General features: G+C 57.2%; 30 protein-coding genes. 15 read left to right on the forward strand and 15 right to left on the reverse strand.

Going from position 1 to position 24,760, the window contains the following annotated elements:
- The first annotated feature begins 94 nt into the window (after positions 1-94).
- The 9 genes from HFD94_RS07305 to HFD94_RS07345 all read left to right on the forward strand — a co-directional run bounded on the left by HFD94_RS07305 (position 95) and on the right by HFD94_RS07345 (position 6,482).
- Positions 95-679, forward strand: a complete 585-nt coding sequence (locus HFD94_RS07305; protein WP_010245067.1) for a YceI family protein — start codon at positions 95-97, stop codon at positions 677-679.
- A gap of 458 nt (positions 680-1,137) precedes the next feature.
- Positions 1,138-2,118, forward strand: coding sequence for a 6-phosphofructokinase (locus HFD94_RS07310; protein WP_010245065.1), 981 nt, complete (start codon positions 1,138-1,140; stop codon positions 2,116-2,118).
- 10 nt (positions 2,119-2,128) lie between these two features.
- On the forward strand, positions 2,129-2,443 hold the full coding sequence (locus HFD94_RS07315; protein WP_010245062.1) for a PTS sugar transporter subunit IIB: 315 nt from the start codon (positions 2,129-2,131) through the stop codon (positions 2,441-2,443).
- Positions 2,436-3,803 (forward strand): PTS sugar transporter subunit IIC, encoded by a 1,368-nt coding sequence (locus tag HFD94_RS07320; protein WP_008925155.1) that lies wholly within the window; start codon positions 2,436-2,438, stop codon positions 3,801-3,803. The genes HFD94_RS07315 and HFD94_RS07320 overlap by 8 nt, the downstream gene beginning before the upstream one ends.
- The gene (locus tag HFD94_RS07325; protein WP_010245055.1) at positions 3,790-4,632 is read left to right on the forward strand and encodes a class II fructose-bisphosphate aldolase; all 843 of its coding nucleotides are present in this window, start codon (positions 3,790-3,792) and stop codon (positions 4,630-4,632) included. Before HFD94_RS07320 ends, HFD94_RS07325 begins: the two co-directional genes overlap by 14 nt.
- 95 nt (positions 4,633-4,727) lie before the next feature.
- Positions 4,728-4,997 (forward strand): hypothetical protein, encoded by a 270-nt coding sequence (locus HFD94_RS07330; RefSeq protein WP_010245053.1) that lies wholly within the window; start codon positions 4,728-4,730, stop codon positions 4,995-4,997.
- Positions 4,998-5,006: 9 nt separating this feature from the next.
- Positions 5,007-5,444, forward strand: a complete 438-nt coding sequence (locus tag HFD94_RS07335) for a PTS sugar transporter subunit IIA (RefSeq protein ID WP_010245049.1) — start codon at positions 5,007-5,009, stop codon at positions 5,442-5,444.
- Positions 5,441-6,064: an AAA family ATPase gene (locus HFD94_RS07340; RefSeq protein WP_122888898.1), complete on the forward strand. Its 624-nt coding sequence runs from the start codon at positions 5,441-5,443 to the stop codon at positions 6,062-6,064. The genes HFD94_RS07335 and HFD94_RS07340 overlap by 4 nt, the downstream gene beginning before the upstream one ends.
- Positions 6,033-6,482, forward strand: a complete 450-nt coding sequence (locus HFD94_RS07345) for a thiol-disulfide oxidoreductase DCC family protein (protein ID WP_033779212.1) — start codon at positions 6,033-6,035, stop codon at positions 6,480-6,482. Before HFD94_RS07340 ends, HFD94_RS07345 begins: the two co-directional genes overlap by 32 nt.
- On the opposite strand, the gene HFD94_RS07350 is transcribed toward HFD94_RS07345, so the two are convergent.
- Positions 6,469-7,407, reverse strand: a complete 939-nt coding sequence (locus HFD94_RS07350) for a zinc-binding alcohol dehydrogenase family protein (protein ID WP_010670118.1) — start codon at positions 7,405-7,407, stop codon at positions 6,469-6,471. The genes HFD94_RS07345 and HFD94_RS07350 overlap by 14 nt on opposite strands.
- 73 nt (positions 7,408-7,480) lie before the next feature.
- Between HFD94_RS07350 and HFD94_RS07355 the strand changes: the two genes are divergently transcribed.
- Entirely contained in the window at positions 7,481-7,972 is a 492-nt protein-coding gene (locus tag HFD94_RS07355) for a MarR family winged helix-turn-helix transcriptional regulator (RefSeq protein ID WP_010670119.1), read from the forward strand.
- Between the two features lie 14 nt (positions 7,973-7,986).
- Positions 7,987-8,886, forward strand: coding sequence for a LysR family transcriptional regulator (locus HFD94_RS07360; RefSeq protein ID WP_033767197.1), 900 nt, complete (start codon positions 7,987-7,989; stop codon positions 8,884-8,886).
- Here the strand turns inward: HFD94_RS07360 and HFD94_RS07365 are convergent.
- The 5 genes from HFD94_RS07365 to HFD94_RS07385 all read right to left on the reverse strand — a co-directional run bounded on the left by HFD94_RS07365 (position 8,861) and on the right by HFD94_RS07385 (position 12,728).
- Positions 8,861-9,670 carry a substrate-binding domain-containing protein gene (locus tag HFD94_RS07365; protein WP_122888897.1) on the reverse strand — a complete coding sequence of 270 codons (810 nt, stop codon included), beginning with the start codon at positions 9,668-9,670 and terminating at the stop codon, positions 8,861-8,863. The genes HFD94_RS07360 and HFD94_RS07365 overlap by 26 nt on opposite strands.
- Positions 9,671-9,680: 10 nt before the next feature.
- Positions 9,681-10,988 carry an MFS transporter gene (locus HFD94_RS07370; RefSeq protein ID WP_122888982.1) on the reverse strand — a complete coding sequence of 436 codons (1,308 nt, stop codon included), beginning with the start codon at positions 10,986-10,988 and terminating at the stop codon, positions 9,681-9,683.
- 325 nt (positions 10,989-11,313) lie between these two features.
- Positions 11,314-12,024 carry a helix-turn-helix transcriptional regulator gene (locus HFD94_RS07375; protein ID WP_061901456.1) on the reverse strand — a complete coding sequence of 237 codons (711 nt, stop codon included), beginning with the start codon at positions 12,022-12,024 and terminating at the stop codon, positions 11,314-11,316.
- 4 nt (positions 12,025-12,028) lie between these two features.
- On the reverse strand, positions 12,029-12,412 hold the full coding sequence (locus tag HFD94_RS07380) for an amino acid-binding protein (protein WP_010245033.1): 384 nt from the start codon (positions 12,410-12,412) through the stop codon (positions 12,029-12,031).
- A gap of 1 nt (position 12,413) precedes the next feature.
- A complete protein-coding gene (locus HFD94_RS07385; protein WP_061901455.1) occupies positions 12,414-12,728 on the reverse strand; it encodes an antibiotic biosynthesis monooxygenase in 315 nt (104 codons plus the stop codon).
- Between the two features lie 125 nt (positions 12,729-12,853).
- Here HFD94_RS07385 and HFD94_RS07390 point away from each other — a divergent pair, with 125 nt between their 5' ends.
- A complete protein-coding gene (locus HFD94_RS07390; protein ID WP_064691307.1) occupies positions 12,854-13,747 on the forward strand; it encodes a dihydrodipicolinate synthase family protein in 894 nt (297 codons plus the stop codon).
- 19 nt (positions 13,748-13,766) lie between these two features.
- Here the strand turns inward: HFD94_RS07390 and HFD94_RS07395 are convergent, their stop codons facing one another.
- The 3 genes from HFD94_RS07395 to HFD94_RS07405 form a co-directional block, all read right to left on the reverse strand.
- Positions 13,767-14,261 carry an ATP-binding protein gene (locus HFD94_RS07395; protein WP_064691308.1) on the reverse strand — a complete coding sequence of 165 codons (495 nt, stop codon included), beginning with the start codon at positions 14,259-14,261 and terminating at the stop codon, positions 13,767-13,769.
- A 322-nt stretch (positions 14,262-14,583) separates the two neighbouring features.
- Complete coding sequence (locus tag HFD94_RS07400) at positions 14,584-14,823, reverse strand: hypothetical protein (protein WP_064691309.1); 240 nt, start codon at positions 14,821-14,823, stop codon at positions 14,584-14,586.
- 266 nt (positions 14,824-15,089) lie between these two features.
- Positions 15,090-15,419, reverse strand: coding sequence for a cupin domain-containing protein (locus HFD94_RS07405; protein WP_010245017.1), 330 nt, complete (start codon positions 15,417-15,419; stop codon positions 15,090-15,092).
- 139 nt (positions 15,420-15,558) lie between these two features.
- Between HFD94_RS07405 and HFD94_RS07410 the strand changes: the two genes are divergently transcribed.
- Complete coding sequence (locus HFD94_RS07410) at positions 15,559-16,197, forward strand: RpiB/LacA/LacB family sugar-phosphate isomerase (RefSeq protein WP_033767204.1); 639 nt, start codon at positions 15,559-15,561, stop codon at positions 16,195-16,197.
- 70 nt (positions 16,198-16,267) lie between these two features.
- Here the strand turns inward: HFD94_RS07410 and HFD94_RS07415 are convergent, their stop codons facing one another.
- The 6 genes from HFD94_RS07415 to HFD94_RS07440 all read right to left on the reverse strand — a co-directional run bounded on the left by HFD94_RS07415 (position 16,268) and on the right by HFD94_RS07440 (position 22,719).
- Positions 16,268-17,032, reverse strand: coding sequence for an ABC transporter ATP-binding protein (locus HFD94_RS07415; protein ID WP_167432953.1), 765 nt, complete (start codon positions 17,030-17,032; stop codon positions 16,268-16,270).
- A gap of 9 nt (positions 17,033-17,041) precedes the next feature.
- A complete protein-coding gene (locus HFD94_RS07420; RefSeq protein ID WP_010245006.1) occupies positions 17,042-17,908 on the reverse strand; it encodes an ABC transporter ATP-binding protein in 867 nt (288 codons plus the stop codon).
- Positions 17,880-18,785, reverse strand: coding sequence for an ABC transporter permease (locus HFD94_RS07425; RefSeq protein ID WP_010245003.1), 906 nt, complete (start codon positions 18,783-18,785; stop codon positions 17,880-17,882). The genes HFD94_RS07420 and HFD94_RS07425 overlap by 29 nt, the downstream gene beginning before the upstream one ends.
- Positions 18,782-19,813, reverse strand: coding sequence for an ABC transporter permease (locus HFD94_RS07430; RefSeq protein ID WP_010245000.1), 1,032 nt, complete (start codon positions 19,811-19,813; stop codon positions 18,782-18,784). Before HFD94_RS07430 ends, HFD94_RS07425 begins: the two co-directional genes overlap by 4 nt.
- Positions 19,810-21,441: an ABC transporter substrate-binding protein gene (locus tag HFD94_RS07435; RefSeq protein WP_167432954.1), complete on the reverse strand. Its 1,632-nt coding sequence runs from the start codon at positions 21,439-21,441 to the stop codon at positions 19,810-19,812. The genes HFD94_RS07430 and HFD94_RS07435 overlap by 4 nt, the downstream gene beginning before the upstream one ends.
- 123 nt (positions 21,442-21,564) lie before the next feature.
- Entirely contained in the window at positions 21,565-22,719 is a 1,155-nt protein-coding gene (locus tag HFD94_RS07440; protein WP_167432955.1) for a mandelate racemase family protein, read from the reverse strand.
- A 346-nt stretch (positions 22,720-23,065) separates the two neighbouring features.
- Here HFD94_RS07440 and HFD94_RS07445 point away from each other — a divergent pair, with 346 nt between their 5' ends.
- Positions 23,066-24,181, forward strand: a complete 1,116-nt coding sequence (locus HFD94_RS07445; RefSeq protein WP_167432956.1) for an ABC transporter substrate-binding protein — start codon at positions 23,066-23,068, stop codon at positions 24,179-24,181.
- Between the two features lie 165 nt (positions 24,182-24,346).
- Positions 24,347-24,754, forward strand: a complete 408-nt coding sequence (locus HFD94_RS07450) for a hypothetical protein (protein ID WP_010244987.1) — start codon at positions 24,347-24,349, stop codon at positions 24,752-24,754.
- Positions 24,755-24,760: the final 6 nt, after the last annotated feature.

The following is a 24,760-nucleotide window of genomic DNA, read 5'->3' on the forward strand; positions in this document are numbered from 1 at the left end:
AATTTATTTGAAAATTACCGACAAATCTCTTCACTGTCTATTCCGGGCGAACTGGACCACACTCAATTCACTTTGTCCGCATAAGGAATTGACCGTGAAAAACTTCAAACGTATTGCACTGCCCCTGTTAGCCGCTGCCACCCTCTACGCCCCGTTGTCTCAGGCTGAGGCGATGCACTACCAGCTGAATCCTGAGCATACGTCGGTGATAGTTGCCTGGAACCACTTCGGCTTCTCAAACCCTACCGCTGATATCCCTGATGCAACCGGTAACCTGGTGTTTGATAAAGATCATCCAGAGGCATCACGCGTTGACGTGACCCTGCCAGTCAGCAAAATAGACAGCCACGTGGCTGCGCTGACCAAAGAATTCAAAGGCGCTGAGTACTTCGACACCGCTAAATATCCGACTGCGACCTTCCACAGCACCAAAGTGGTGGCGAAGGGCGACAACAAATTTGATGTTGAAGGCAACCTGACCCTGAAAGGCATCACCAAGCCAGTTACGCTGCACGCGACGCTGAACAAGCAGGGCGAGCATCCGATGGTGAAAAAGCAGGCGATTGGTTTTGATGCCACCGGCACCATCAAGCGTTCTGACTTCAAGCTGGACAAATATGTCCCAGCGGTAAGCGACGAGGTCACTCTGACTCTGTCTACTGAAGCCTACGCCAAGTAAGCTTTTTGGGACGTAGCGGCTTGCTGCTACGCCCCTTATTCGTTTTTTCTGTGCCTTCTTCCCCTCTGAAATCTATTCTGCCCGCCTGTTTATCTGCCATAAAATAATCCGGATATCTCCTCATCAACTATTTTCTGAACGCTTTATCTGGCCCGGAACCGGGAAAAATGAGGCGAAAGTCACAAATTTGCAACAGCACGGAATAAGCCACTCTGTGCCGCTGTGTGGCGAAATAAAATTCAGATGTCTTCTGAAATAACTCATTGATTTATATCGTTTCACTCTAATCGGCCTTCCCGCGAATAGTGTGATTTTGATCTCAAAAACCGCCGTTCAGACACCCCTGTCAATAACTCCGCCCAAAAAATACCGCTCGTAACTGTGATCTCCTCTGCAAATAGCAACCCCACGAACCGGAAGAATGGCCCTCAGCAGATTAAGACAGCGAGGTGAGGGAAATGCGAATTGGAATGGTGATCAGTGGCGGTGATGTAACCGGCATTAATAATTTTGTCTTCCAGTTAGGGCGTCTGACGCAGGCGGAGATCGTGATATTTGATGGTGGTATTCCCGGCCTGCTGGCAAATAACCATCGTGATATCAGCCAGCGTGATCTGCTCGACTTTTCCATCGCCTCAATTCCGGTTATGCAATCGGGACGCACGCAAAAGAAACTGGTGCGCAGCGAATATGAATGTATTGCCCGCCAGCTGAAAAGCGCCCGTATTGACGTATTAATTATGGCGGGCGGAGACGGGTCGCTGCAATTTCTCCATACCCTGTCGGAGTCTGGCGTTAATTGTTTCGGCGTCGGCATGACTATCGATAATGATGTCTTCGGCAGTGATTACACCCTGGGTTTTTCCACCGCCTGCGAGCAGGTATTAAAAGAGGTCGCGAAACTGCGGAATACCGGGCGCGCCTTACCTGGCCGGGTATTTATGCTGGAGTTACTCGGCGGTTACTGCGGCGAATTAACCCTGCAGTCGGCGATTAAATCCAACGCGGACATTGCGCTGATCCCGGAGTGCCAGATTCCTTTGCCACAGCTGGCGCAGCGCATCACCCAGCGACTGGCAGAACAGAACAGCGTGATCATTCTCTGTTCAGAAGGCTACACCCGCGAATATTCGCCCGGTTTTCAGGGGGCTATCGACACCTTAATCAAACAGCTTGAGCCGCTTATTGGCGTACGCGTCCGTAAAACTATCCTCGGTTACGGGCTGCGGAATGGTGATCCCACCTGCGAAGAGATTTATCAGGGCACCATTATGGCCAGTGAAGTGGTGCGTTGTATTCAGTCAGGCATGCGGAATAAAGCGGTCATTATTAATGGCAGCAATAAACCGATTCCGATTGATTTAATAAGCATGCAAAAACGCCTGGTCGATATTGACGGGCACCATTACAAACTCGCTAAACAACTCAATATATTGTGAGGAGAAAACCATGCTGAAAATATTATGTGTCTGTGGTTGTGGCTTAGGATCCAGTTTTGCGATTGAGATGAGCGCAAAAGCGGTTTTAAAAAAACTGGAGATTGAGGCCGATATCGATCACACCACCATTTCAGAAGCGAATGCCTTTAAGTCGGACATGATTCTGACGCAAAAAGCCTTTGCCGATGTGTTAAATGCCGACGCCAGTCCGGAACAGATTAAGCGGGTCATTATTCTTAACCGGCTCACCGATAAAGCGGAAATAGAGCAGAAGATCCTGGCCTTTTTAAAAGAACGCAACGTAAAGGTCGCCGCCCATGAATAGTGTGATCGACTTCCTGGTAAAAGATCTGCTGGGGCAGGCGTCCATTCTGATCGCCTTTATTGCCCTGATTGGTCTGCTGCTGCAAAAGAAATCCGCAGGCAAGGTGGTGGAAGGCACCTTTAAAACCCTGCTCGGTTTTTTAATTATGATGGCGGGTATCAATATTATTGTGGGAACCCTGACGTTCCTCAATACCATTTTTACCCACGGCTTTGGCATGCGCGGCTATATCACCGATGTTGCCGCCATTGCCGGGCTGGCTAACCGTGAGCTGGGGTCTGAAGTGGCACTGACGCTGCTGGTGATCTTTATCGTCAATATCATCATCGCGCGACTGACGCCCTTTAAGTACATCTTCCTGACCGGCCAGGCCCTGCTGTGGATGGCGACGATTGGCGCGGTGATTGGCTATAAAGCGGGGCTGACCGGTCTGCCGCTGATCCTGACCGGCGGTATCTTTGGCGGGATCATGGCCGTGGTGATGCCTGCGCTGGCGCAGCCGGTGGTACGACGTATTACCGATTCAGACGACGTTGCCCTGGGTCACTTCTGCACCATTGGTTATCTGGTCACGGCGGCGGTCGCCAAAGTGGTCGGCAAAGGATCGCGATCCACTGAAGATCTTAAGCTGCCCGATAACTTCAAGTTTCTGCAGGATACCTATCTGTCGATGGCGCTGGTGATGGTGCCGATGTACCTGATCCCCGCTGTGGCGGCCGGACCGGCGTTTATCGCCCAGTACAGCAACGGCATGAACTACCTGATGTACGCCTTTATGCAGTCGATTCAGTTCGTGGCCGGAGTCTTTGTGCTCTACAGCGGCGTTCGTCTATTGCTGAACGAGCTGGTGCCTGCCTTCCGTGGTATCGCCATGCGCGTCGTGCCGGATGCCAAACCGGCGCTGGACTGCCCGGTGATGTTTCCCTATGCCCCGAACGCGGTGATTGTTGGCTTTCTCGCCACCACGCTCGGCTCAATTGTCGGCATGCTCGTCTTCCCGATGTTTGGTCTGGCGATGATCCTGCCTGGCCTGCTGACCAACTTCTTTGCCGGTGGCACCGCCGGGGTATTTGGTAATGCCATGGGCGGACGGCGCGGCGCGATGATCGGCGGCTTCGTCCACGGCCTCTTTATCACCATTCTGCCCGCCATCCTGGTGCCGATGCTGGAGAGCTATGGCTTCACCGGTGTGACCTTCAGTGACTCAGATGTCATCAGTACCGGCCTGGTGCTCGGCCACGCCTTCCAGAATAACTGGCTGTTCGTTGCTCTGTTTATTGCCTTTGTTACCGCGCTTGCCTGGTTTGTTAATGGCAAATCCACAAAACCTCAAGAGGAAAAAATCCATGAAACTTTATAACTTCGCCGATCTGTTACAGCTGGCTAAACAGCGCGACTTTAAAGCGGTGGGTTCTTTTAATCTTCACTGCCTGGAGATGCTGCCCGCCTATTTTAAAGCGGCAGAGAAAACCAATAGTCCGTTAATGATTCAGATCTCCACCGGCACGGCGAAATATCTCGGCCATAAATTACTGGTCGATGCCATTAAATCGCTGTCAGAGAGCAAAAATGTCCCGACCTGTCTGCATCTCGATCATTGTTCCGATTTAGCGGCGATTCAGACCGCGATTGATGCCGGATTCAGTTCCGTGATGTATGACGGGTCCCATCTGTCAATTGAGGAGAATATTGCCAATACCCGCCGGGTGATTGATATGGCGCGTCCGCACAATGTTTCGGTAGAAGCGGAGCTGGGCGCGATTGGCGGCTCGGAAGATGGTAAATGTGTGGAGATGGAGGCGATTGCGTTTACGCCGGTGGAAGATGCGCGCCGCTTTGTCGAAGAGACCGGCGTCGATATGCTGGCGATCTCCATCGGCACCGTGCATGGACTTTACACCGGCAAAGCGCATATTCAGCATCAGCGGCTGGCAGATATCACGGCGGCAACCCACACGCCACTGGTGCTGCACGGCGGCACCGGCGTCAGCGATGAAGATATGCGGCTGGCGGTCAGCAGCGGTATTGAGAAGGTCAATGTCGGCACCGAAATGAATGTTCAGTGGGTGGCGCAGTGCAAATCGACCTTTGAAAAAGGCAAGGTCAATGACAGCGTGCGTAATTTCCTGGTGCCGGCCAATGATGCGGTAACCAGTGTGCTGGTAGAGAAGATGCAATTATTCCGGTAATCGCCCGTTTCGCCATCACCGGCTTATTGCGTCAAACCTTTTATAATTACCTATTAATCTGAGCCACCCCGACATGCTACGGGGCAGGAGAGCCTATGTTTGGATTCTTAAAAAAGTCTCCGGCTGTGGAACAACCCAGCGAGCAGCAGCAGGATCATCTGGCGGAATTAAGTCGCGAGAAAATAACGCAACTGGAGCAGCAGCTGGCTATTAATCCGCGTGATGGCGAAACGCAAAAACAATTAATGCTGGAATATAACCGGGCATTAAGCTTATTTGCGAAAAGCCGTCGCTATCGCAATGAAATTGATGCGCTGTTTGTCAAAATCGATGAATTACGCAATGTGGTTCGCCAGTCGATTTAAGGAGAGCTGATGACGATTAAGCAGTTATTGCAAGAGGCAAACGCTATTCAGATTGGTATCGACGCCACGGACTGGCGCCAGGTTATCGCGCTGGCTGCCGAACCCCTGGTCAGTGGCGGCTATCTCGATGCTTCTTATCCTGATGCGGTCATTGCCAATACGCTGGCCCATGGCGCTTACTACGTGTTTGAGGAGGGGATCGCCATTCCCCATGCGCGACCGGACGCGGGGGTGATCCGCGACTGTTTCAGTATGATTCTGTTGAATGAACCGATCTCGTTCGAGGGCAGTGATAAAGCGGACATTGTGATTATGTTTGGCGCGCGTGACAGCAATGCGCATATAGAAGAGGGGATCCGCGCGATTGTGTCGCTGCTGGAGGATGAGGAGACGCTGGTCCGGTTACGTCAGGCCAGCAGTGTCGCGGAGGTCATCGATATCTTATGACGCAAAACATCCCCCCCAAACGCGTGGTGCTGGTTAACGGTATTCCGGCATCGGGTAAAAGCACCCTGACGCGCGTGCTGTCACAACACTTTGGCTGGCCGGTGCTGACGCTCGACTGCCTGAAAGAGCCGTTTATGCACGCTTTTGCGCCGGTCGATCGCCAGCGTAACCGGCAACTGGGCTGCGCGGCCTATCAGGCGATCTGGAACATCGTCGCGCAGGCTCCCGCCAGTCAGATCTGGCTGATCGACGCCTGGTTTGGGTTCCAGCCCCGTACGCTGCTGGAGCAGGGACTGAAACAGGCGGGCGTCGAAGAGGTGCTGGAGCTGTGGCTGAAGATTGAGCCGGAGGTGGCGGTGGCGCGCTATCAGGCGCGGCTGTCGCAGCGGCTGCCGGGCCATCCAGGGGCTGAGTATCTGCCGGAACTGCGCCAGCTGGCACAACAGGCCACTCCGATGGCGCTGGGCCCGGTGTATGAGGTTGATGCCTGCGTTCAGGATCACGCTGCCGTCATTCACTGGCTGCAGCAGCAACTGACCAGAACCCGCTACACTTCAGTTCATCATCAGAGGAGTGAGGAGTTGCAGGATGTCGTCGCCCCCTTATCTGCAAACCGGTGAAAGCGCCGTGCTCTATGACGGTGTCTGTAAGTTGTGCAACGGCTGGGTTCAGTTCCTGCTGCGTCACCATCTGGCGCGGCAGGTCCGTTTTGCCTCGGTGCAGAGCGAGCAGGGCAAAGCGCTGCTGCGCTGGGCCGGACTGCCGGAAGAGAACATCAGCACCATTGTCTACATTGCCGATAACCAGCACTGGCTGCGGGCGCAGGCGGTGTTCCGCGTGATGCAGCACCTGCCGGCCCCGTGGCGCGGGCTGGCGGTGCTGCGCCACTTTCCCGACGCGATCAGTAACTTTGCTTATGACCGCATCGCGTTAAACCGCTATAAGCTGTTTGGGCGTTACAGCGCCCAGCACGCTATCCAACCCGATTATCCTGGTCGATTTCTGCATGAGGTGGAGCAGACGGTCACGGAAGGGTAAATACCGTCCGGCAACGGCTGTCGTCGCTCTGCCATTCCTCCGCGATATCACTTAATGGACGCGACCGGAAAGGAATGGTAAAACCGTGCGGTCCGGCGGCCTGCAGCATTTCCCCTATTGAGGCGATCAGTTCACGGTCTGGCACACTGCCCAGCCCGCTTCCCATCAGTGTTAGCCCGGATGAGCGCAGCAGCTTACTGTGCAGGGAAATCTCCTGCCCGCTCAGCGAACCAATCTGCACAAAGCGCACGATTTTTTCGCCACCCCGAACCGCCGCAGTCATGATTGCCAGTGCGCTCTCACCCCACAGATAATCCAGTACTACATCAACGCCCTCTGCCATCAGGGCGGGGAGTTCGGTGGGCAGCGCATCCAGCGTCAGAGTGATATCAGCACCCTCATTGTGCAACTGCTGCAGCGTTTCTCTGTTACGGCCGGTGGCAATGATTTTGCCTGCACCCAGCGCGCGGGCAATGCGGATCGCCAGGCGACCCGAAGTGCCGGTCGCGCCATTGATCAGCACGGTCTCGCCGGGGCGAAGTGCGGCCCGACGGGTCAGCGCTGTCCAGGAGGACATGCCCGGATTCGCGAGAGCTGCTGCCAGCACCGGATCAAGGCCAGAAGGCAGTGGGATGATGTGTTCTCTACTGACCACCGTCCGCTCGGCCATACTGCCCGAGGCGGAGTCAAAAGCCAGAAAGTAGACAGCCTCGCCGTTGTCGAGGTAGCCCGTTCCGTCAATGCCCGGAATAAACGGGAATTGCGAAACGGCGCTGTAGTGGTTGCCCGCCGCCCGGGCTTTCGCCAGCTGGCTGAGTGCTGCGGCTCTGACGGTGATCCGCTGCTGATGCTCACCGGCCTGGGGTTCCGGTCTGTCACCGTAGTGAGGTTTTGCGCCTGCCTGATCGATTATCGCTGCTTTCATGGTTGGTCTGCCTTCTGTCTGGGAGTTATTAGGTGTAAAGTACACACATTATTCCTGCCTCAGGATGGCGTCAATGAAAAGTGTGCAAAATACACATAAATACGATGCGCTGCATAATTGTCTGCTGACGATTGCAGGCGCGCTTAACCGCCCCCAGCGCGATATGGCGATGATTAAAGCGGCGGGTATTGAACTGGATCGGGCGCTGTTTCCGCTGCTGGTTCAGGTCAGCCGGTTCGGGCCGATCGGCGTAGGCGAACTGGCCGATCGGGTGGGGCGTGACTACAGCACGGTCAGCCGTCAGGTGGCGAAACTGGAGGAAACCGGGCTGGTCGTGCGGCAGAAAAATCAGCAGGACAAAAGGATTAACGAGGCAGCCATTACCGCAGATGGCCGGGCGATGACCGATAAAATCGATGCGCAGCGCGTGCAGGTCTATCAGCGTGTTTTCCGGCACTGGCCGGACAGCGATCGCGAGGCGCTGGAGCAACTGCTCAGCAGATTTGTTACCGATTTTACCCTTACGGAAGGTGACGAAAATGATGACAAGCATGATGCGGTTTAAGGGAAGAGGGATTTATGCCGGTTAATTTCGATCTCAACGATCTCTATGCGTTTCGCGCGCTGGTGGAGTTTGGCAATTTTCGCCTGGCGGCAGAATCGATCTGCCTCTCACAGTCGGCGCTGAGCCGCAGGATAGATAAGCTGGAAACCTCGCTGGGGATCAAACTGTTTGAGCGTACCACGCGCCGCGTCACGCTGACCCTGAAGGGGCATGCGTTTGCTCAGCGCTCGGATAAGTTGCTGGCTGATTTTGAGGAGGTCATGGCCGATCTCAGTGAGGTGAGCTTAGCCCGCACGGGACTGATTACCGTAGCCTGCGTGCCGTCAGCCGCCTACTACTTTATGCCCAACATCATCCGGCTATTTCAGGCGCGCTATCCCCGCGTACGAGTCAAACTGATCGACAGCAGTGCGGCTAACGTTTATGACGCGGTGATTGGCGGTCAGGCCGACTTTGGCATCAGTTTTTCCAGCCGCTCGCAGCCGGATGTGCATTTCCAGCCGCTGATGGATGATCCCTATGTGGCGGCCTGTCGGCGTGACCATCCTGTAGCTGGCAAAAAGAGTCTGAGCTGGCAGGCGTTTTACCAGTATGAGTGGGTCGGGCTGGATAAAACCTCCGGCAATCGCAACCTGCTGGATCAGGCGCTGCAGGCGATCATGCCGGAGAAACCCTGTATCTGTGAAACCCGGCACGTCACCACCATGCTGGGGATGGTTGAGGCGGGGCTCGGCATTGCTGCCGTCCCCGCCATGTCGATGCCTGGCTACGATCATGCCCTGCTGATGGCGGTTCCATTGACCGATCCGCAGGTGAAACGCACCGTGGGTCTGCTACGTAAAAATGGCCGGACGCTGTCGCACATTGCGGGCGAACTGGAGAACCTGATTATTGAACAGTATCAGCGTCTCTGACCGGTTTTGACGCTTTCACGGTGTGCAGTCCGCTGGCGTGCACCGCCTGTTGTGCTTCAGAAGAGGCGAGCCAGCGCAGCAGCTTAGCCGCCTCATCCGGCTGCGCTGACTTGCGCACCACGGCACCGGCGAAGCGGGTGGTGTATTGCAGCTTGTCCGGCAGTTCGCCAATAAAAGTGACGCCTGGCACCGGCAGCAGCTCACTGACCTGCTGAAAGCCGATAGCGTATTTACCGGCCGCGACCTCTGAGGCCACCGGGATGCGCTCAACCTTCACCGCTTTCCCCTTAACCTGATCTTCAATGCCCAGGCGGCTGAACAGCTGGCTGCTGACATACTTACCGCTGGCGCTGTCAGAGTAGGCGATGGAGCTGGCGTTCAGCAGAGCAGTACGCAGCGCGCTTTCGCTGCCGATCTTAACCGGCGTGGCACCCTGTTTGATCACCGCGCCGATGCGGGAGTCCGCCAGCTCAACCCGTGAACCCGACAGCGTCTCGCCCTGTTTTTGCAGATCGCTTAGCGCATCGCCGACCATAATCACCACATCGGCCGGTTCACCGCGCGCCAGTCGTGCCGGAATCGCCTGCGGGGTTTTGCCCATAGACGGACCGGCGACGGTGTTGATAGTGATCCCTTCACGCTGGGCGAAGCGGGGCGAGAGCGTATCCCACGCTGCTTTAAACCCGCCGGAAATCATCACCGTCAGCTCTTTTGCCTGCGCCGTGGCGCTGCCCGCCACGCTGAACAGCAGAGCAGCGTACAGCGACATCGTTTTCAGTTTCATTTTACGTTCCTCAGCTAGCGGTTTCATGGGCAGGTGATACGGCACTGCGTGTACGACGATAGAGGTAAAGTGTTGCCCCCAGGGCGCAGACTGCGGCAAAACTCATCCAGTAGCCTGGCGAGGCTTTATCGCCGGTCATCTCAATCAGGCCGGTTGACATCACCGGCGTAAACCCGCCAAACAGCGCAGTTGCCAGGCTATAGGCCAGCGAGAAGCCCGCCACGCGCACTTCCGCTGGCATGATTTCGGTCAGCGCCGGGATCATCGCGCCGTTGTAGAGACCATAGATCATTGAAAGCCACAGCAGCACGCCCAGCATCATCGAGAAGCCCGGTGCGGCGGCCAGCATGCTCAGAGCCGGATAGGTGGTGACTATTGCCAGCAGGGTCATGGCGACCAGCACAGGCTTGCGACCAAAGCGGTCGGAGATCGCACCGCCAATCGGCAGCCAGATAAAGTTCGATACCGCCACCAGCAACGTCACCAGCAGGCTGTCAGAGGCGCTGAGCAGCAGCACTTTCTTGCCAAAGGTCGGCGCGTAAACCGTAATCAGGTAAAACGCTGTCGTGGTCATTGCTACCATCAGCATCCCGGCAATCACCACCTGCCAGTTGGCGAGCAGGATGCGGAACACCTGCTTCACATCGGGATGGCTGCGACGGTTGTTGAACTCCTGGGTCTCTTCCAGCTTGCGACGCAGCAAGAAAATAAACGGCACAATCAGGCAGCCAAACAGGAACGGAATGCGCCAGCCCCATTCACGGATGGCGCTCTCTTCCAGCACCGCGTTGAGGATAAAGCCCATCGCCGCCGCCACCATAATCGCGACCTGCTGACTGCCCGACTGCCAGCTGGTGTAAAAGCCCTTGCGGCCTGGTGTGGCGATCTCTGCCAGATAGACCGACACGCCGCCCAGCTCTGCACCGGCGGAGAAGCCCTGCAGCAACCGACCGATCAGCACCAGCAGCGGCGCCCACAGGCCAATACTCTGGTAAGAGGGGATCAGTACGATCATAAAGGTGCCTGCCGCCATGATGGAGAGCGTGACGATCAGCCCTTTACGACGACCGACCTTATCGATGTACGCGCCCAGCACTACCGCGCCAATCGGGCGCATCAGGAACCCTGCGCCAAATACGGCAAAGGTCATCATCAGTGAGGCGAACTCACTGCTGGCCGGGAAAAAGGTATGGGCGATGTAGGTGGCATAGAAACCGAACAGGAAGAAGTCGAACTGTTCGAGAAAGTTGCCTGAGGTAACACGGAATATTGCGCCAATCCTGGCGCGGTGAGTCATGGGTGAGGTTGTCTGCATCAGTAACTCCAGTAAGGTTTGACGCTTTTTGCCGCGCCTGTCACTGAAGAGTGGATCAGCGCCCGGCGCTAAATAAGTGCAAAAAGGGCATCGATTAATGTGCCAGCCGCATGATTGCCAGGCGTTATCACTTAAAGTGTTTCGCATTCAACAGGTTAAATGGCGGGATGGTTTTTTTGTGCCTGTTAGTGAGTCTGAGAGGAGTTTGCGGAAATGTGACAGATTTCATAAGCGTGTTGCAGGCGAATAGAGGGAATCTGGCTTGTCTGAGGCCATCAGCGCAGAGTCTGGCGGCAAAAAAAAGGTTCAGAACGCAGGCAGCAAGGCGTCAGGGAAAGGTTATGCCAAAAATCTGATGTAAATGTCGGACGCCCGCTACGGTAAAAACCACTTCACGGTAGCCAGGCTGCCGGGTTAGCCAGCCTTGCGTTTCAAAGGCACTCAGCAGCGCTGCACCCGCGTAGCCGCCGAGATGGAACCGGCGCTCACTCCAGTCGAGACAGCCACAGCAGGCTCTGCGGCGTCCGGGCTGTGACAGATCAATCTGCAACGCCGCAAACTGCTGCAGACCCAACAGGGTGACAGCGCTGCCTTCCGGCGTGATCCAGCCCTGTTGCGCCATTGCGGCATAGATCTGCACCGCAATCTCACCGGCCAGATGGTCGTAACAGGTGCGGGCGGAGCGAAGTGATGTCGGGGTGGTGCTCGCCGGCGCGGCAATCCGTCGCCACGACACGCCCATCATGTTCTCAATCAGCGCAGCGATGTCACTGCCGGTCAGTCGGTAATAACGGTGACGCCCCTGCGCCACGCAGACGATCAAGCCACTGGTGATCAACCGGTTCAGATGGGCGCTGGCGGTTGAGGGCGCCACGTCGGTGACGGCACTGAGTTCGGTGGCGGTCCAGGCGCGTCCATCCATCAGCGCGGACAGCATCTTCACCCGTGACGGATCGGCCATTGCGGCGGCGACGCCCACAATCGCATTCTCAAGTGCTTCGCTATCGTCAGGTGCGTTATGCGGTTGTGGAGTTGCCATCAGATTACAGTGCCCATTCTGTGGTCAGCCCGGCGGCTGATCGATTGTTATCGGTAATCAGGATCAGCTGGTTAGCGTGATCGCTGTATTGCACCAGGATGTTGATTCCGGCATCGGCAAGGCGTGCAGTGATCGCCCCCAGCTCGCCGGGACGCTGTTGCGGTAACCTGCGAATAAGCGGGACGTTAACTGCCTCGACGGCGATACCTTCTGCTTCAAGCACGGCCCGCGCCCGTTCGCCTTCCTCAACCAGAAAATGAGCGTGGCTTTGCTCACCAAAGGAGAACAGGCCGCCGCCTTCCAGTCCAATCCCATGACGGCCCAGCAGCGTGGTGAGCCGGGAAAGTGTGCCTGGACTATTTTGCAGGATGACATGAATATCGAACATGTTAATTTACTCCCTGTTGTGAGGCATATTCTCTGATCAGCGTGACGATGCGAAGACGGTAACCGGCAAAAAGGGTCTCGCGGCCTTCACGCTGTGCGGACTGGTGACAGAGGTTGCGCTTCCAGGCCAGCACCGATTCTTCATCGCGCCACCAGGAGAGCGAGAGAATTTTTTTCTCATCGGTCAGGCTTTGAAAGCGCTCAAGAGAGATAAACCCGCTGTTTTGCATCAGCAGCGGTTTAAGGTCGGCAGCCAGTTGCAGGTAACGCATCTGGTGTTCGGGTCGGGCTTCGGCTTCAAATAGTACGGCAATCATCGCTATCCTCCTTTGGGTGATAGCGCAAAAATAGCGGGCGGGGCGGGTTGATGCTTCGGCCGGTAACGAAATATGGCTGCAGGGGCGACCTCCAGCCGGTGCAATCTTGTAATGGAGCAGATGATATGTTCAGCGGACTCAGTGCGTTCCCCCTTACTCCCTTTGCGGCAGGCAAGCCCGATGAAGCGGCTTTTTTGCGGCTGCTGCGCAGGCTGACTGATGCAAAAGTCGATTCACTTGGCGTGCTGGGGTCCACCGGCAGCTACGCCTATCTCACCCGCGCGCAGCGCAGGCGTATCGCAGAACTGGCGGTGGAACATGCAGAGTCGATTCCGGTGATGATCTGCATTGGTGCGGTGGGCACTGACGAGGTGCTGGCGCTGGCGGAGGACGCGCAACAGGCGGGCGCGGCCGCCTTACTGCTGCCGCCGCTGGGTTATCAGACGTTGAATGAAGATGAGGTGTTCACGCTTTTCGAGACCGTGACGCGACACGCCTCGGTGCCAGTCTGTATCTATGACAATCCCGGCACCACCCATTTTACGTTTTCCGATGCGCTGCTGAGCCGGATCGCCGCACTTTCCGGTGTCGGGTCAGTGAAAATTCCTGGTGTACCGGCGGAGCAATCTGCGGCTAACGATCGCCTCGCTCAGCTGCGCGGCACGCTGCCAGATTCCGTATCGATTGGCGTCAGTGGCGATGCCTCAGCCGCCAACGGGCTGATTGCGGGCTGTGATGGCTGGTATTCGGTGTGCGGCGGACTGTTTCCGCGCGTTGCAAAAGCGATGACCGAAGCGGCGGCCGCAGGCGACCATCAGAGCGTCAGGGCGCAGTCCGATCGCCTGCAGCCGTTATGGGCGCTGTTCCGCCAGCATGGCGGCAGTTTCCGGGTGATCAGCGCCGCGGCGGGGCTGCTGGGACTGACCGAACGCGACTCCCTGCCGCGCCCGCTGCTGCCACTCTCCGCGGCGGACTGCCAGCAGATTGCTGACGTGCTCGCGGCACTCGACCTCTCTTAAGATCCCACGCCAGAAGGCATTAACCGTGGCGCACCAGGTTAAAGCCTTCTTCCTCCTGCGGCGCTTCGAAATAGCGGGTAATCAGCGCGAACTGATCGTCCGTTGCGGCAAAGGCGTGTTCGCCGTCCTGATTTCGGGCGTGCAGGCGCGATTTACACAGCGCATCCGGTACGTCCAGATAATGCAGGCGATGGTCGGCAGAGGATGCCTTAATCACCGACATCATCCAGTCGCGATTCGCCCGGGTGTTGGCAGGAAAATCGAGCACCACCGACACGCCTGCGTTAAGCAGCGCGACCAGATGAGGCGTCATCGCCTTTCTGAGTTTTGCCGCATAGCGCACGTAATCGGCCACCGACTGCATCTCGTCCTTATAGAGCGCGGCGAGCCACTGATCCTCGCTGATCACCACGCAATCGGGGGCGGCGCTCAGCTCAGCCGCCAGCGTCGATTTCCCGGAGGCAATTTTTCCACACAGCAGATGCAGCGTGGCGGGGGCAAAGGTCATGGTCATATCACTCCTGTGTCAGCCTGATAGTGAACCGCGCGCATTACGCGAAAGGAAGGTAAAGCAGGTCTCGCCGAAGCGGGATTCAGGCTAACAAAACAGGGGAGAGATAAGCAATGAGAGGCATAAAGTTGCTGGTGAGTAAAACCCGGATTTACCGCGCGTAACAGCCTTCGCTGCTGCGGGCGTTACTGCATTCAGCAAAAACCGCGGCTTTCGCTGGGCACGTTGACACGCCTGAACGGGGAAGTGCGGTCAGGCGTTGAGTGCAATATCAGATACGCTTTCAGAAAGGGGTGAATCGGCGCTGAACAGCTGGCAACTGACTTCATTTTTGTGCCATCAGCAACGTCAGCAGTTCGCGGCAGCATGCCTCTTCTTCTGCACTGTCTGCGGATGCCAGGTGGCGCAGCAGTTCCATACAGCTTTTTTCCTTGCCCGCTTCCAGTAACTCTTCGATCAGAAAGTTGAGTTTGTCCTGTTCAGACACGGCAAAGGATGAACTAAACTCATTTTTGATCGGGCCACTGTGATTCACCGGCAACGTGAGGGTGTTTTGCATTGGCATAGTATTGTCCTGTTTCGGGTTAAAAAATGTTCGGCGATTGCTATTAAACTTATACAACGATCCGGAATTTGTACAGAAATCTGCCCGATTGATTTTCAGGACGAAGCTAAGCGCAGCGCGGTTGCGGCGTAAATGTCAGCTAATCATTAAGTTAGCGGGAGAAGGAATTTCAGAAAAATTCTGCGGGCCTGAAGCAGGATGCGGAGACGGGAAAAACCAGGTCAGTCCTGCGTCAGGTCAGCAGGCGGCCCACCGGGCCGCCTGCACTATTTAGCGGTCAGGAAATCTTCGCGCTGCGGTGTAAACGTATCCAGTAACGTGCCCGCCTCAAGACAGACACAGCCATGAACCACATTGGGCGCTTTGTAGAGCGTATCTCCTGCGCCCACCTCACGCGTTTCACCATTGATGGTGAAGGCAAAACGTCCGCTCAGCACATAGGTCAGCTGCTCGTGGGGATGGTGATGCAGCGGGCCGACAGCCTCTTTCTCAAAAATCACTTCTACCGCCATCATAGTGCCGCCGTATGCCAGCACGCGGCGGGTCACGCCGTTGCCCAGATCTTCCAGTGGTCGCTCTTTATGGTAGATAAACATCGCAATCCTCCTGCGGTTGCCCCTGCTGCGGTGACCGTTTTGTGATGGATCTCACAGCACTCGGGTGAATTAGTTTATGCACTTTAGTGGTTTTTCACTAAAATGAAACGGTGTTTCAATTAATTTATAAGGGTAGATCATGAAAATCGCGTTAATGATGGAAAACAGCCAGGCCGCTAAAAACGTTACCGTGCTGAAAGAACTGGAAGGCGTCGCACAGCCGCTGGGCCATCAGGTCTTCAACGTCGGTATGAGCGATGAGCAGGATCACCACCTGACCTATATTCACCTCGGCATTCAGGCCAGCGTGTTGCTCAACAGTCAGGCCGTGGATTTCGTGGTCGCGGGCTGCGGCACCGGGCAGGGTGCGCTGATGTCGCTTAACATTCATCCGGGCGTCGTCTGCGGCTACTGTATCGATCCGGCGGATGCCTACCTGTTTGCCCAGATCAACAACGGTAATGCTTTATCTCTGCCATTCGCCAAAGGCTTTGGCTGGGGCGCTGAACTTAACCTGCGCTTTATCTTTGAAAAAGCCTTCACCGGCGAGAAGGGCAATGGCTATCCGCCAGAGCGTAAAGAGCCGCAGGTGCGTAATGCCGGTCTGCTGAATCAGGTCAAAGCTGCCGTGATCAAAGAGAACTACCTCGACACGCTGCGCGCCATCGAACCTGAACTGGTGCGTACTGCCGTTAGTGGCCCACGCTTCCAGCAGTGTCTGTTTGAGCATGGCAAAAATCAGGAAATCGTCGCTTTTGTGCGTCAGCTGACCCACTAACGCATCCGGGGTCATAAGGCCGGTCTGACCGGCCTTTTTTTATTCTCTCTTTCCCGACATCAGCTGAACGTCAGCTCTGCTGCGCCAGCGCCGGATTGTAATGACGACTCGCCTCTACCAGCATCCGGGTGTAGGGTATCGCGGCGCGGTCGGCCACCAGCGTCGGCACATCCAGCGTCTCCAGCACCTTGCCCTGTTGCATAACCGCCACGCGATGGCAGAGGTGCGCCACCACGCCGAGATCGTGCGTCACCATCAGATAGGTCAGGTTCTCCTGCTGCTGCAGATCGCTGAGCAGATTGAGGATCTCCGCCTGCACCGAAACATCCAGTGCGGAGGTCGGCTCATCCAGCAGCAGCACGCGCGGCTCTAAAATCAGCGCACGGGCAATCGCCACGCGCTGACGCTGACCACCGGAAAGCTGGTGCGGATAACGCGTCTGCCAGGCGCGATTCAGCCCGACCTTATCCAGCATCGCCACGACGCGCTGCTGGCGCTGCCCGATACCCTGAATCTGTAATGGCTCTTCAAGGATATCGCCCAGCGTATGACGCGGATGCAGGGAGCCATAAGGGTCCTGAAACACCATCTGCACCTGACGGCAGCGCGCCCGATCGATGCGGTGCGCCAGCGGCTGGCCATCAATGGTCAGCTCTCCCTGCCAGTGATTAAACAGGCCCGCCAGACACTTCAGCACCGTGGTTTTGCCCGAGCCCGACTCACCGACCAGCCCGAAGATTTCACCCTGTTTAACCTGCAGGCTGACGTCGAACAGCACCTGATTACGGCGACCCTCTTCACCAAAACTCAGGTTGAGATTTTTCACCTCAATCATCGTAACTCCTTAGTCAGTTAGCCAGCTGGCGTGACGTTGTAACACTGGCAGACGCGTGCGCCGCCGATCAAGGTCGGGCAGTGCTGCCAGCAGTCCCTGGGTGTAGGGATGTTGCGCGCGGTCAAGTTCGCTGGCGGCCAGCGACTCCACCACGCGTCCGGCATACATCACCAGCACCCGATCGCAGAAGCTGCGCACCAGATTGATATCGTGACTGATAAAAATCAGTCCCAGACCGCGCGCTTTCACCAGATCATCCAGCAGCGCCAGCACCTGCAGGCGAACCGAGACATCCAGCGCAGAGGTGGGCTCATCGGCAATCACCAGTTCCGGCTCGGTGATCAGCATCATGGCGATCATGACGCGCTGCCCCTGGCCGCCGGAAATCTCATGGGGATAGAGCTGATATACCCGTTCAGGATCGCGGATCTGCACCTCCTCCAGCATCGCCAGCGCCCGCTGACGTGCCGCCGATTTCTGGCCGCGATGGTGACTGCGCCAGGCTTCGGCAATCTGTTCGCCCACCCGGATCACCGGATTCAGCGAATATTTCGGGTCCTGCATAATCATCGAGATGCGTTTGCCACGAATAGCGCGCATCTCTGCCGGGCTGGCGTGCAACAGGTCGATATCGCCAAACTGCATCCGGCTCGCCTCAATGCGCGCCTTAGCCGGATGCAGCTGCAGCAGGGCGCGACCCACGGTCGATTTACCGGAGCCGGACTCACCGACAATCGCCAGCTTCTCCTGACCGAGCTGAAAGGAGACGCCACGCACCGCCGGGGTTATCTGGCGTCCGTTAACAAAGTTCACGTGCAAATCGCGCACGTCGAGCAACGGCGAGGCGTTACTCACTGCGGGGATCGAGCAGGTCACGTAGGCCATCTCCTAAGAAGTTAAATGCCAGGCTATTAATCAGGATCGCCAGACCGGGAACGGTCACCACCCACCAGCACTCCAGCATGTAGGTGCGGCCACTGGCGATCATCGCGCCCCATTCCGGATCCGGCGGCTGCGCGCCCAGCCCGAGAAACCCCAGCCCGGCGGCGGTGAGGATAATGCCCGCCATATTCATGGTGATGCGGATAATCACCGACGGCAGGCAGAGGGGAATAATGTGCTTCCAGAGCACCCGCAGCGGCGACGCGCCCTGTAAGCGCACCGCCGAGATAAAGTCCGCCTGACGCAGCGACAGCGTTTCAGCGCGGGCCAGACGGGCAATGGGTGGCCAGGCGGTGAGCGTAATGGCGATCACCACATGCTCCAGACCCGGCCCCAGCGCGGCAACAAAGGCCAGCGCCAGTACCAGGCTCGGGAAGGAGATAAAGATATCGGTGACGCGCATCAGCACGCCGTCGACTTTGCCGCCAAAATAACCGGCGGTGACGCCCAGTAGCAGGCCCAGCGGCCCGACGGTGACCGATACCAGCAGCACGATGTAGAGCGTGATGCGTGCGCCCCACACCAGACGACTGAAGATATCCCGGCCAAACTCGTCGGTGCCGAACCAGTGGGCCGCGCCGGGAGGCGTCAGCGCATTGTTCAGATCCTGAACCAGCGGGTGATACGGCGCGATCCAGGGCGCGAACAGCGCCACGATGCAGAGCAGCAGCACTATGCCACCACCAATCGCGGTCAGGGGATTACAGGCCATGCGCCAGAGGAAATAGCCGCAGCGGGCAGCAAAACGCTGACAGCGCACCAGCCGCTCACGGGAATGACTCACAGACGCAGCGTCAAAAGAGATCGTCATACTTTGGTCCTCGGATCGAACACCTGATAGAGCAGGTCGGAGATCAGGTTAAGCAGCACAAAAATCAGGCCCACCACCAGCACACAGCCCATCACCGCATTCATATCGCCCAGCATCAGGCTGCCGGTGAGGTAGGAGCCAAAGCCGGGCCAGGAGAAGACGGTTTCAATCAGCACCGCGCCCTCCAGCAGCGAGCCATAGGCCAGCGCCACCACGGTCAGCAGCTGCACCAGGATATTGCGGAAGGCGTGCTGCCAGATCACCTGCCATTCGGTCAGGCCTTTGACCCGCGCGGTCAGAATGAACTCCTGCGACAGCTGCGCGAGCATAAAGCTGCGCGTCATGCGGCTGATATAGGCCATGGAGTGAAAGCCGAGCAGCGAGGCGGGCAGCACCAGATGATTCAGCGCATTCCAGAACACCTGACTGTTGCCCGCCAGCAGGGCGTCAATCAGCATAAAGCCGGTGCGACGTGGCACGATGCCATCCAGGCTGAAGTCCACCCGACCTGCGCCGCCGACCCAGCCGAGATGGGCATAGAACAGCAGCAGGCCAATCATGCCGACCCAGAAGATTGGGGTGGAGTAACCGGCCAGGCTGAGCATCCGCACCACATAGTCGATGACGCTGTTGCGACGCGCCGCCGCCAGCACACCCAGCGGCACGCCCAGTCCTGCGCCAATCACAATCGCCAGCGTGGCCAGCTCTACGGTTGCCGGAAAGACGCGCACAATGTCATGCACCACCGGCTGACCGGTGAGCAGCGCATGGCCGAGATCGCCATGCAGCAGCGCGTTAAGGTAGATGCCAAACTGCACCCACAGCGGTTTATCAAAGCCGAGCTGGTGATAAACCTGCTGATAGGTGGCCTGATCGGCATCGGGGCCGACAATCGCCAGCACCGGATCCAGCGGCATTACCCGGCCAATAAAAAAGGTCAGCAGCAGCAGGCCGAACAGGGTAATCACTACCTGCACCGCACGATGGCTGATGCGGCGGCACTGAGTTCGGGTCAGGGTCAGGATCATAGGGTGCCTCCCGCTTTGGCTTCAGGGGTTTTCCAGACATCGCGGAGGAAGGTGGTCGCTGAGGGATGCGGCTGATAAGCCTGCACCCGGTTGCTGACCACCACGGAGTCGAGCATTTGTGAAATCGGCATCAGTGCAGGCACCAGCTGGTCATAGCGCTGCTGGATGGCGTAATAGGCCTGCTGCTGGCGGGTTTTGTCGCGCTCTACCAGCGCCTGATCGATCATGCTGTTGAGCTGTGCGTCGTAGAAACCGGTGCGCCAGCCCTGGAAGTTGGTCAGCCGGGCGCTGTCAGCATTATTCGGGTTATAGACCAGCGCGCGCAGACTGGAGTGGGGATGTGGCTCCACGCCGCTGCCGCCGCGTCCGACCAGCAGACTGAACTGGCGGTCGCGCATCGCGCCATAGATCTGGTTACCGGTGCCGGTGATGATTTTTGCGCGGATCCCGCCCTGGAGCAGCGTCGACTGCACGGCGATGGCGATGTTCAGAAAGGGCTGATCGGCCAGCACCCGCAGCGTGGTGTCGAAGCCGTCCGGATAACCCGCTTCAGCCAGCAGTGCGCGGGCGCGCGGCACATCGAGCCGGTAACCGGGATCGGGCAGCGTGGCGGGCATGCCAGCCTGAATCGGGCGCTGATGCAGCTCGCCATAGCCGGTCATCAGGCTTTTATTGATGCCCTGATAATCGACCAGGTAGCGTACCGCCTCCCGCACTTTAATATTGTCGAAGTGCGGATCTTTCATGCTCATCGCCAGGTAGTAGATCGTTCCTTTTCTTACCGCATCAATGGTAAGGTCGGGGTCGTGCCGCAGGGCGCGCACGTCGGGGATCGCCATGTTACTGGCGATATCCAGATCGCCTTTCTCCATCATCAGCCGCAGGGTCTGCGACTCCTGCAGATGGCGGAACACCACCCGCGACATCTTCGCCTCGCCGCGCCAGTAATCAGCCGCACGACTCATGCGCAGCACATCTTTTGCCTGCCATACATCCAGCCGGAACGGGCCGGAGCCCGCTTCATGGGTGGTGAGCCAGCGGTTGCCCCAGTCGCCATCCACCTCATGCTGCTGCACGGTTTTGCTGTCCAGCACCACCATGCTGCCCAGCGCCGCCAGCGAGTAGATCACCAGTTGCGGATCGTTGGGCTTCGGAAGGGTGATCACCAGCGTGTGGTCGTCGGGCGCGGTAATCATCTGGTCTACATTGTCGCGGCTGAAGCCGTACGATTTCCACACCGACGCCTGCGCGAGGTTCAGATGCAGCACCCGCCGCATCGACCAGACCGCATCGGCGCTGGTGAGCGGATTGCCGGAGTGAAACCTGACGTTGTCGCGCAGGTGAAAAGTCAGGGTGCGGTTATCCGGACTGACTGACCAGCGTTCCGCCAGCGCCGGGCGCACCTCGGTGAGTTGCTGCGGGTTCAGCTCGACCAGTCCGTCATAGAGATTCACGACAATGCCGACCACTTCGTTGCCGGTCATAGCGGCCGGATCCAGGGTGAGCAGGTTATTCATATTCATGCCGACGATCAGCTGGTCATCCGGGGTCTTTGCCTGGATTGACGCGCTGCCCGTCAGCACCAGCAGCGTGATCAGCCACGCGCTACATCGTTGTGTCAGGGTCATAGGTAAAGTCCAGCAGGTCAGAGGTTTTCCCGTTTACGACTTTGCCTGCTGCTGACCACCGGGATGGCAGGCAGCAGGCGGGCGACGGGGTTATTATTGTTTGCCGTACTTCGGTAGTGCGATTTACCAGCGGTTCAGCGTGTGCGTCTCAATCCAGCTGAAGTTAATATCCTCACCCAGCCCGCTGCGGGTGGGCAGGGGGACAAATCCCTGATCGTCCATCGGGTCGATCAGGCTGTTGAGGTAGGCGGGCGGTGTTTCATAATCCAGGAAGGGATGCAGCAGGCCGCGCTCATACCAGCGGCAGTTACGGATCGCCCCGACCACCGCCAGGCTGGCCGCACCGTTACCGTGCACTTCGCAATCCATGCCAAAGGCTTCAGCCAGATTCGCCACTTTCAGGGTGGGCGAGATGCCGCCTACGCCGTTGGCACCGGCTCGCAGAATGTCGCAGGCTCCGGCACGCACCCAGTCGGCGCGGCTGTGATGTTTACCGCCCAGGCTCTCCGGACCAAGCACGTCGATAGAGAGGTTTTCGGCCAGCCAGGCGTAAGAGGCCATGCTCTCTTCCTCCATCGGCTCCTCGAACCAGGCGAAATTAAGCTTTTCCAGCGCCTTGCCGATGGTCAGCGCGTCACTGCGGCTGTACCAGTGGTAGCCATCCAGCATCAGCGCGATATCGGGGCCCACCGCTTCACGCACCGCCGCGCAGGCTTTGATATCCATCGCCGGGCTGGGGGCGAAGGAGACCGGCGGCATCCAGGTGTGCAGCTTGATCGCCTGATACCCGCGTGCCACCAGCTTTTCCGCGAACTGCGCATACTCATCCGGTGTTGATAATCCACCGCTCAGCTCGTCACCACACATGGTGCTGCCGTAAGCCGGGATCTTCTCGCGATAGCCGCCCAGCAGTTTGTGGACAGGCTGTTTCAGCTTCCGTCCAATCAGATCCCACAATGCCTGCTCCACAGCGGAGAGCGCCCGCTCGGTGAGCTGATGGGCGCTGCCGCGCTGCCAGTGCACCAGATCCTGCCAAAGACGCTCCCGGTCAAAGGCGTTCTGACCGATCAGCACTTTGCGGAAAAAGGCATTAACCACATGGGATCGCACCACTTCCGGCGGCGCAAAGGCGTAACCACAGTCGCCTTCCTCGCTGGTCAGGGTCAGTAGCGCCATCTGCGCATCATTTTCCGGGCCAGGGTGGGAGTGCCCGGCGCTGTCGGCGCAACGCTGGGTGGGATAGGTAAAAAGGGTGACATCAATGGCGCTGATCTTCACGGTTAAGCTCCTGTGGCAGTCTGTCCTGATGAATTATTAAAACGCTGTTTCATTTTCAATCTAGCCTTCACAATTCATTAACGCATTAGCCAAAACGATACGATTAATGGCTAATATGTGTGCAACTGCCCAGGGTGTTGTGAACATATTCACGAAAGCTGACCGTTTTGTGAGCAGCGACACGCTGCGCTTTTTCCTCTTAAGGGATCTCTTTGAGCGAAACTCCGCCAGTTAACCCCGCCGCAAAAAACATTTAACCGGATGACTTCCCCTGACCACTGTTTTAGGTGATAGTAACGCCGCTTTACATTAATAATTCTCATTATCATTTGTGCGGGTTTTTACAATGAAAAAATGGTTTTTAGCGCTGGGGCTGCTCACGCTGGCAGGGACGGCTTCGGCCAAATTGATTACCGATGTCGCAGGCCGTCAGGTCGAGGTGCCGCAGGAGGCAAAACGCATCATTCTGGGTGAGGGCCGTCAGATGTATCTGCTGGCGGCATTTGATACTGATGCCCCGTTTAAACGGGTGATTGGCTGGCGTGACGACTTCCCGAAAGCGGACTGGGACGGTTATCAGGCTTACGAAAAACGCTATCCGGAAATTAAAAAATTACCGACCTTTGGCGGGGCGAAAGATGGCACTTTCAACGTCGAGCAGGCGTTAACCCTGAAGCCCGATCTGGTGCTGATGAATCTGGAATCCAAAGCCGCCACCGATGAAGGCAAGCTGATTGAAAAACTGCAGGCAGTAGGCGTGCCGGTGGTGTTTATCGATTTCCGCGAAGCGCCGATGGTGAATGCTGAGAAAAGTATCCGCATCATGGGCGAACTGGTGAACAAACCGGCGCGTGCCCAGGAAATTGTCACCTTCCGCCAGCAGCAGATTGACCTTGTCACCTCGCGTCTGAAGAACTTTACCGGCTACCGCCCGAAAGTGATGATTGACCGCGCAGGCGGCTACAGCGACGAGTGCTGCATGTCGTTTGGCAATGAAAACTTTGGTCAGATGGTCGAGATTGCGGGCGGTCGTAACATCGCTAAAGATCTGATCCCTGGCACCTTCGGCACCGTTAACCCGGAACAGATTATCGCCAGCCAGCCTGATGTGGTGGTGGTGACCGGCGCTAACTGGAAGAATTACAATACCGTGGGCAAATGGGTCGGCGTCGGTCCGGGTGCCAATGTCACCGAGGCTACCGCGCGTCTTAAGGGGCTGATGATGCGCGATGCTTTTAAAACCCTGCCGGTGGCGCACAACGGCAATGTCCACGCCATCTGGCATCAGTTCTACGACAGCCCTTACCAGTTTGTGGCTATCCAGGCGCTGGCGAAATGGCTGCATCCCGATCTGTTTGCCGATCTGGATCCGGACGCCACCTTCCGCACGTTCCACGAGAAGTTCCTGCCGCTGCCTTATCAGCCAGGATACTGGGTCACTTTACCCGCTGATAAACCCTGACAGACCGGCGATGACAGGGACGTCATCCGCCTGATTTGCAATTCCTCCTGAATAAACCCTCTGTTTCTCTTCAGATTTACTAATCTTTTACAGGCGCGGAGTCAGTTGCTCTGAGCAGCGCGACGTCTGACGCGGTCCGCATTCACGTTAAAAATGGAGAGAAACATGCGCAATACCCTGGGAAGATCGGCCTTTGCCGTGACGCTGTACGCTCTGCTGGAGCCGGTGCCGCTGGGCTTTTTTGTCGCGGCCTGGCTGTTCGATATTCTCTATAGCCAGACCTTTGTGCTGTTCTGGACGGATGCCGCAGGCTGGCTGATTGCGCTGGGACTGATACTGGCGATTGTGCCGCGACTCATCGCGCTGGTTTATCTGTTCCGCGGCAGTGACAGTGCGGAAAAGAGTCATTTCTGGCTCTGGCTGGTGGCGATTGTGATCGCTATCGTCAATGCGTTTATTCACAGCCGTGATGCCGCCGCTGTCATCCCGCTGGGCGTGACGCTTTCGACGCTGGTGGTAGCGCTGCTGCTGCTGGCGAATGTGCAACTTGCGTTACGTCAGCGTAGCGCTTAAGGAGGA

The sequence above is a fragment of the Pantoea sp. EKM20T genome (assembly GCF_011800485.1).
Taxonomy (GTDB): Bacteria; Pseudomonadota; Gammaproteobacteria; order Enterobacterales; family Enterobacteriaceae; genus Pantoea; species Pantoea agglomerans.

What these genes read in the sequence shown, in the direction of transcription:
- HFD94_RS07310 (WP_010245065.1), top strand. Translation starts at nt 1,138, where the DNA reads ATGCGAATTGGAATGGTGATCAGTGGCGGTGATGTAACCGGCATTAAT.
- HFD94_RS07315 (WP_010245062.1), top strand. Translation starts at nt 2,129, where the DNA reads ATGCTGAAAATATTATGTGTCTGTGGTTGTGGCTTAGGATCCAGTTTT.
- HFD94_RS07320 (WP_008925155.1), top strand. Translation starts at nt 2,436, where the DNA reads ATGAATAGTGTGATCGACTTCCTGGTAAAAGATCTGCTGGGGCAGGCG.
- HFD94_RS07325 (WP_010245055.1), top strand. Translation starts at nt 3,790, where the DNA reads ATGAAACTTTATAACTTCGCCGATCTGTTACAGCTGGCTAAACAGCGC.
- HFD94_RS07330 (WP_010245053.1), top strand. Translation starts at nt 4,728, where the DNA reads ATGTTTGGATTCTTAAAAAAGTCTCCGGCTGTGGAACAACCCAGCGAG.
- HFD94_RS07335 (WP_010245049.1), top strand. Translation starts at nt 5,007, where the DNA reads ATGACGATTAAGCAGTTATTGCAAGAGGCAAACGCTATTCAGATTGGT.
- HFD94_RS07340 (WP_122888898.1), top strand. Translation starts at nt 5,441, where the DNA reads ATGACGCAAAACATCCCCCCCAAACGCGTGGTGCTGGTTAACGGTATT.
- HFD94_RS07345 (WP_033779212.1), top strand. Translation starts at nt 6,033, where the DNA reads ATGTCGTCGCCCCCTTATCTGCAAACCGGTGAAAGCGCCGTGCTCTAT.
- HFD94_RS07350 (WP_010670118.1), bottom strand. Translation starts at nt 7,407, where the DNA reads ATGAAAGCAGCGATAATCGATCAGGCAGGCGCAAAACCTCACTACGGT.
- HFD94_RS07355 (WP_010670119.1), top strand. Translation starts at nt 7,481, where the DNA reads ATGAAAAGTGTGCAAAATACACATAAATACGATGCGCTGCATAATTGT.
- HFD94_RS07360 (WP_033767197.1), top strand. Translation starts at nt 7,987, where the DNA reads ATGCCGGTTAATTTCGATCTCAACGATCTCTATGCGTTTCGCGCGCTG.
- HFD94_RS07365 (WP_122888897.1), bottom strand. Translation starts at nt 9,670, where the DNA reads ATGAAACTGAAAACGATGTCGCTGTACGCTGCTCTGCTGTTCAGCGTG.
- HFD94_RS07375 (WP_061901456.1), bottom strand. Translation starts at nt 12,024, where the DNA reads ATGGCAACTCCACAACCGCATAACGCACCTGACGATAGCGAAGCACTT.
- HFD94_RS07380 (WP_010245033.1), bottom strand. Translation starts at nt 12,412, where the DNA reads ATGTTCGATATTCATGTCATCCTGCAAAATAGTCCAGGCACACTTTCC.
- HFD94_RS07385 (WP_061901455.1), bottom strand. Translation starts at nt 12,728, where the DNA reads ATGATTGCCGTACTATTTGAAGCCGAAGCCCGACCCGAACACCAGATG.
- HFD94_RS07390 (WP_064691307.1), top strand. Translation starts at nt 12,854, where the DNA reads ATGTTCAGCGGACTCAGTGCGTTCCCCCTTACTCCCTTTGCGGCAGGC.
- HFD94_RS07395 (WP_064691308.1), bottom strand. Translation starts at nt 14,261, where the DNA reads ATGACCATGACCTTTGCCCCCGCCACGCTGCATCTGCTGTGTGGAAAA.
- HFD94_RS07400 (WP_064691309.1), bottom strand. Translation starts at nt 14,823, where the DNA reads ATGCCAATGCAAAACACCCTCACGTTGCCGGTGAATCACAGTGGCCCG.
- HFD94_RS07405 (WP_010245017.1), bottom strand. Translation starts at nt 15,419, where the DNA reads ATGTTTATCTACCATAAAGAGCGACCACTGGAAGATCTGGGCAACGGC.
- HFD94_RS07410 (WP_033767204.1), top strand. Translation starts at nt 15,559, where the DNA reads ATGAAAATCGCGTTAATGATGGAAAACAGCCAGGCCGCTAAAAACGTT.
- HFD94_RS07415 (WP_167432953.1), bottom strand. Translation starts at nt 17,032, where the DNA reads ATGATTGAGGTGAAAAATCTCAACCTGAGTTTTGGTGAAGAGGGTCGC.
- HFD94_RS07425 (WP_010245003.1), bottom strand. Translation starts at nt 18,785, where the DNA reads ATGACGATCTCTTTTGACGCTGCGTCTGTGAGTCATTCCCGTGAGCGG.
- HFD94_RS07430 (WP_010245000.1), bottom strand. Translation starts at nt 19,813, where the DNA reads ATGATCCTGACCCTGACCCGAACTCAGTGCCGCCGCATCAGCCATCGT.
- HFD94_RS07435 (WP_167432954.1), bottom strand. Translation starts at nt 21,441, where the DNA reads ATGACCCTGACACAACGATGTAGCGCGTGGCTGATCACGCTGCTGGTG.
- HFD94_RS07445 (WP_167432956.1), top strand. Translation starts at nt 23,066, where the DNA reads ATGAAAAAATGGTTTTTAGCGCTGGGGCTGCTCACGCTGGCAGGGACG.
- HFD94_RS07450 (WP_010244987.1), top strand. Translation starts at nt 24,347, where the DNA reads ATGCGCAATACCCTGGGAAGATCGGCCTTTGCCGTGACGCTGTACGCT.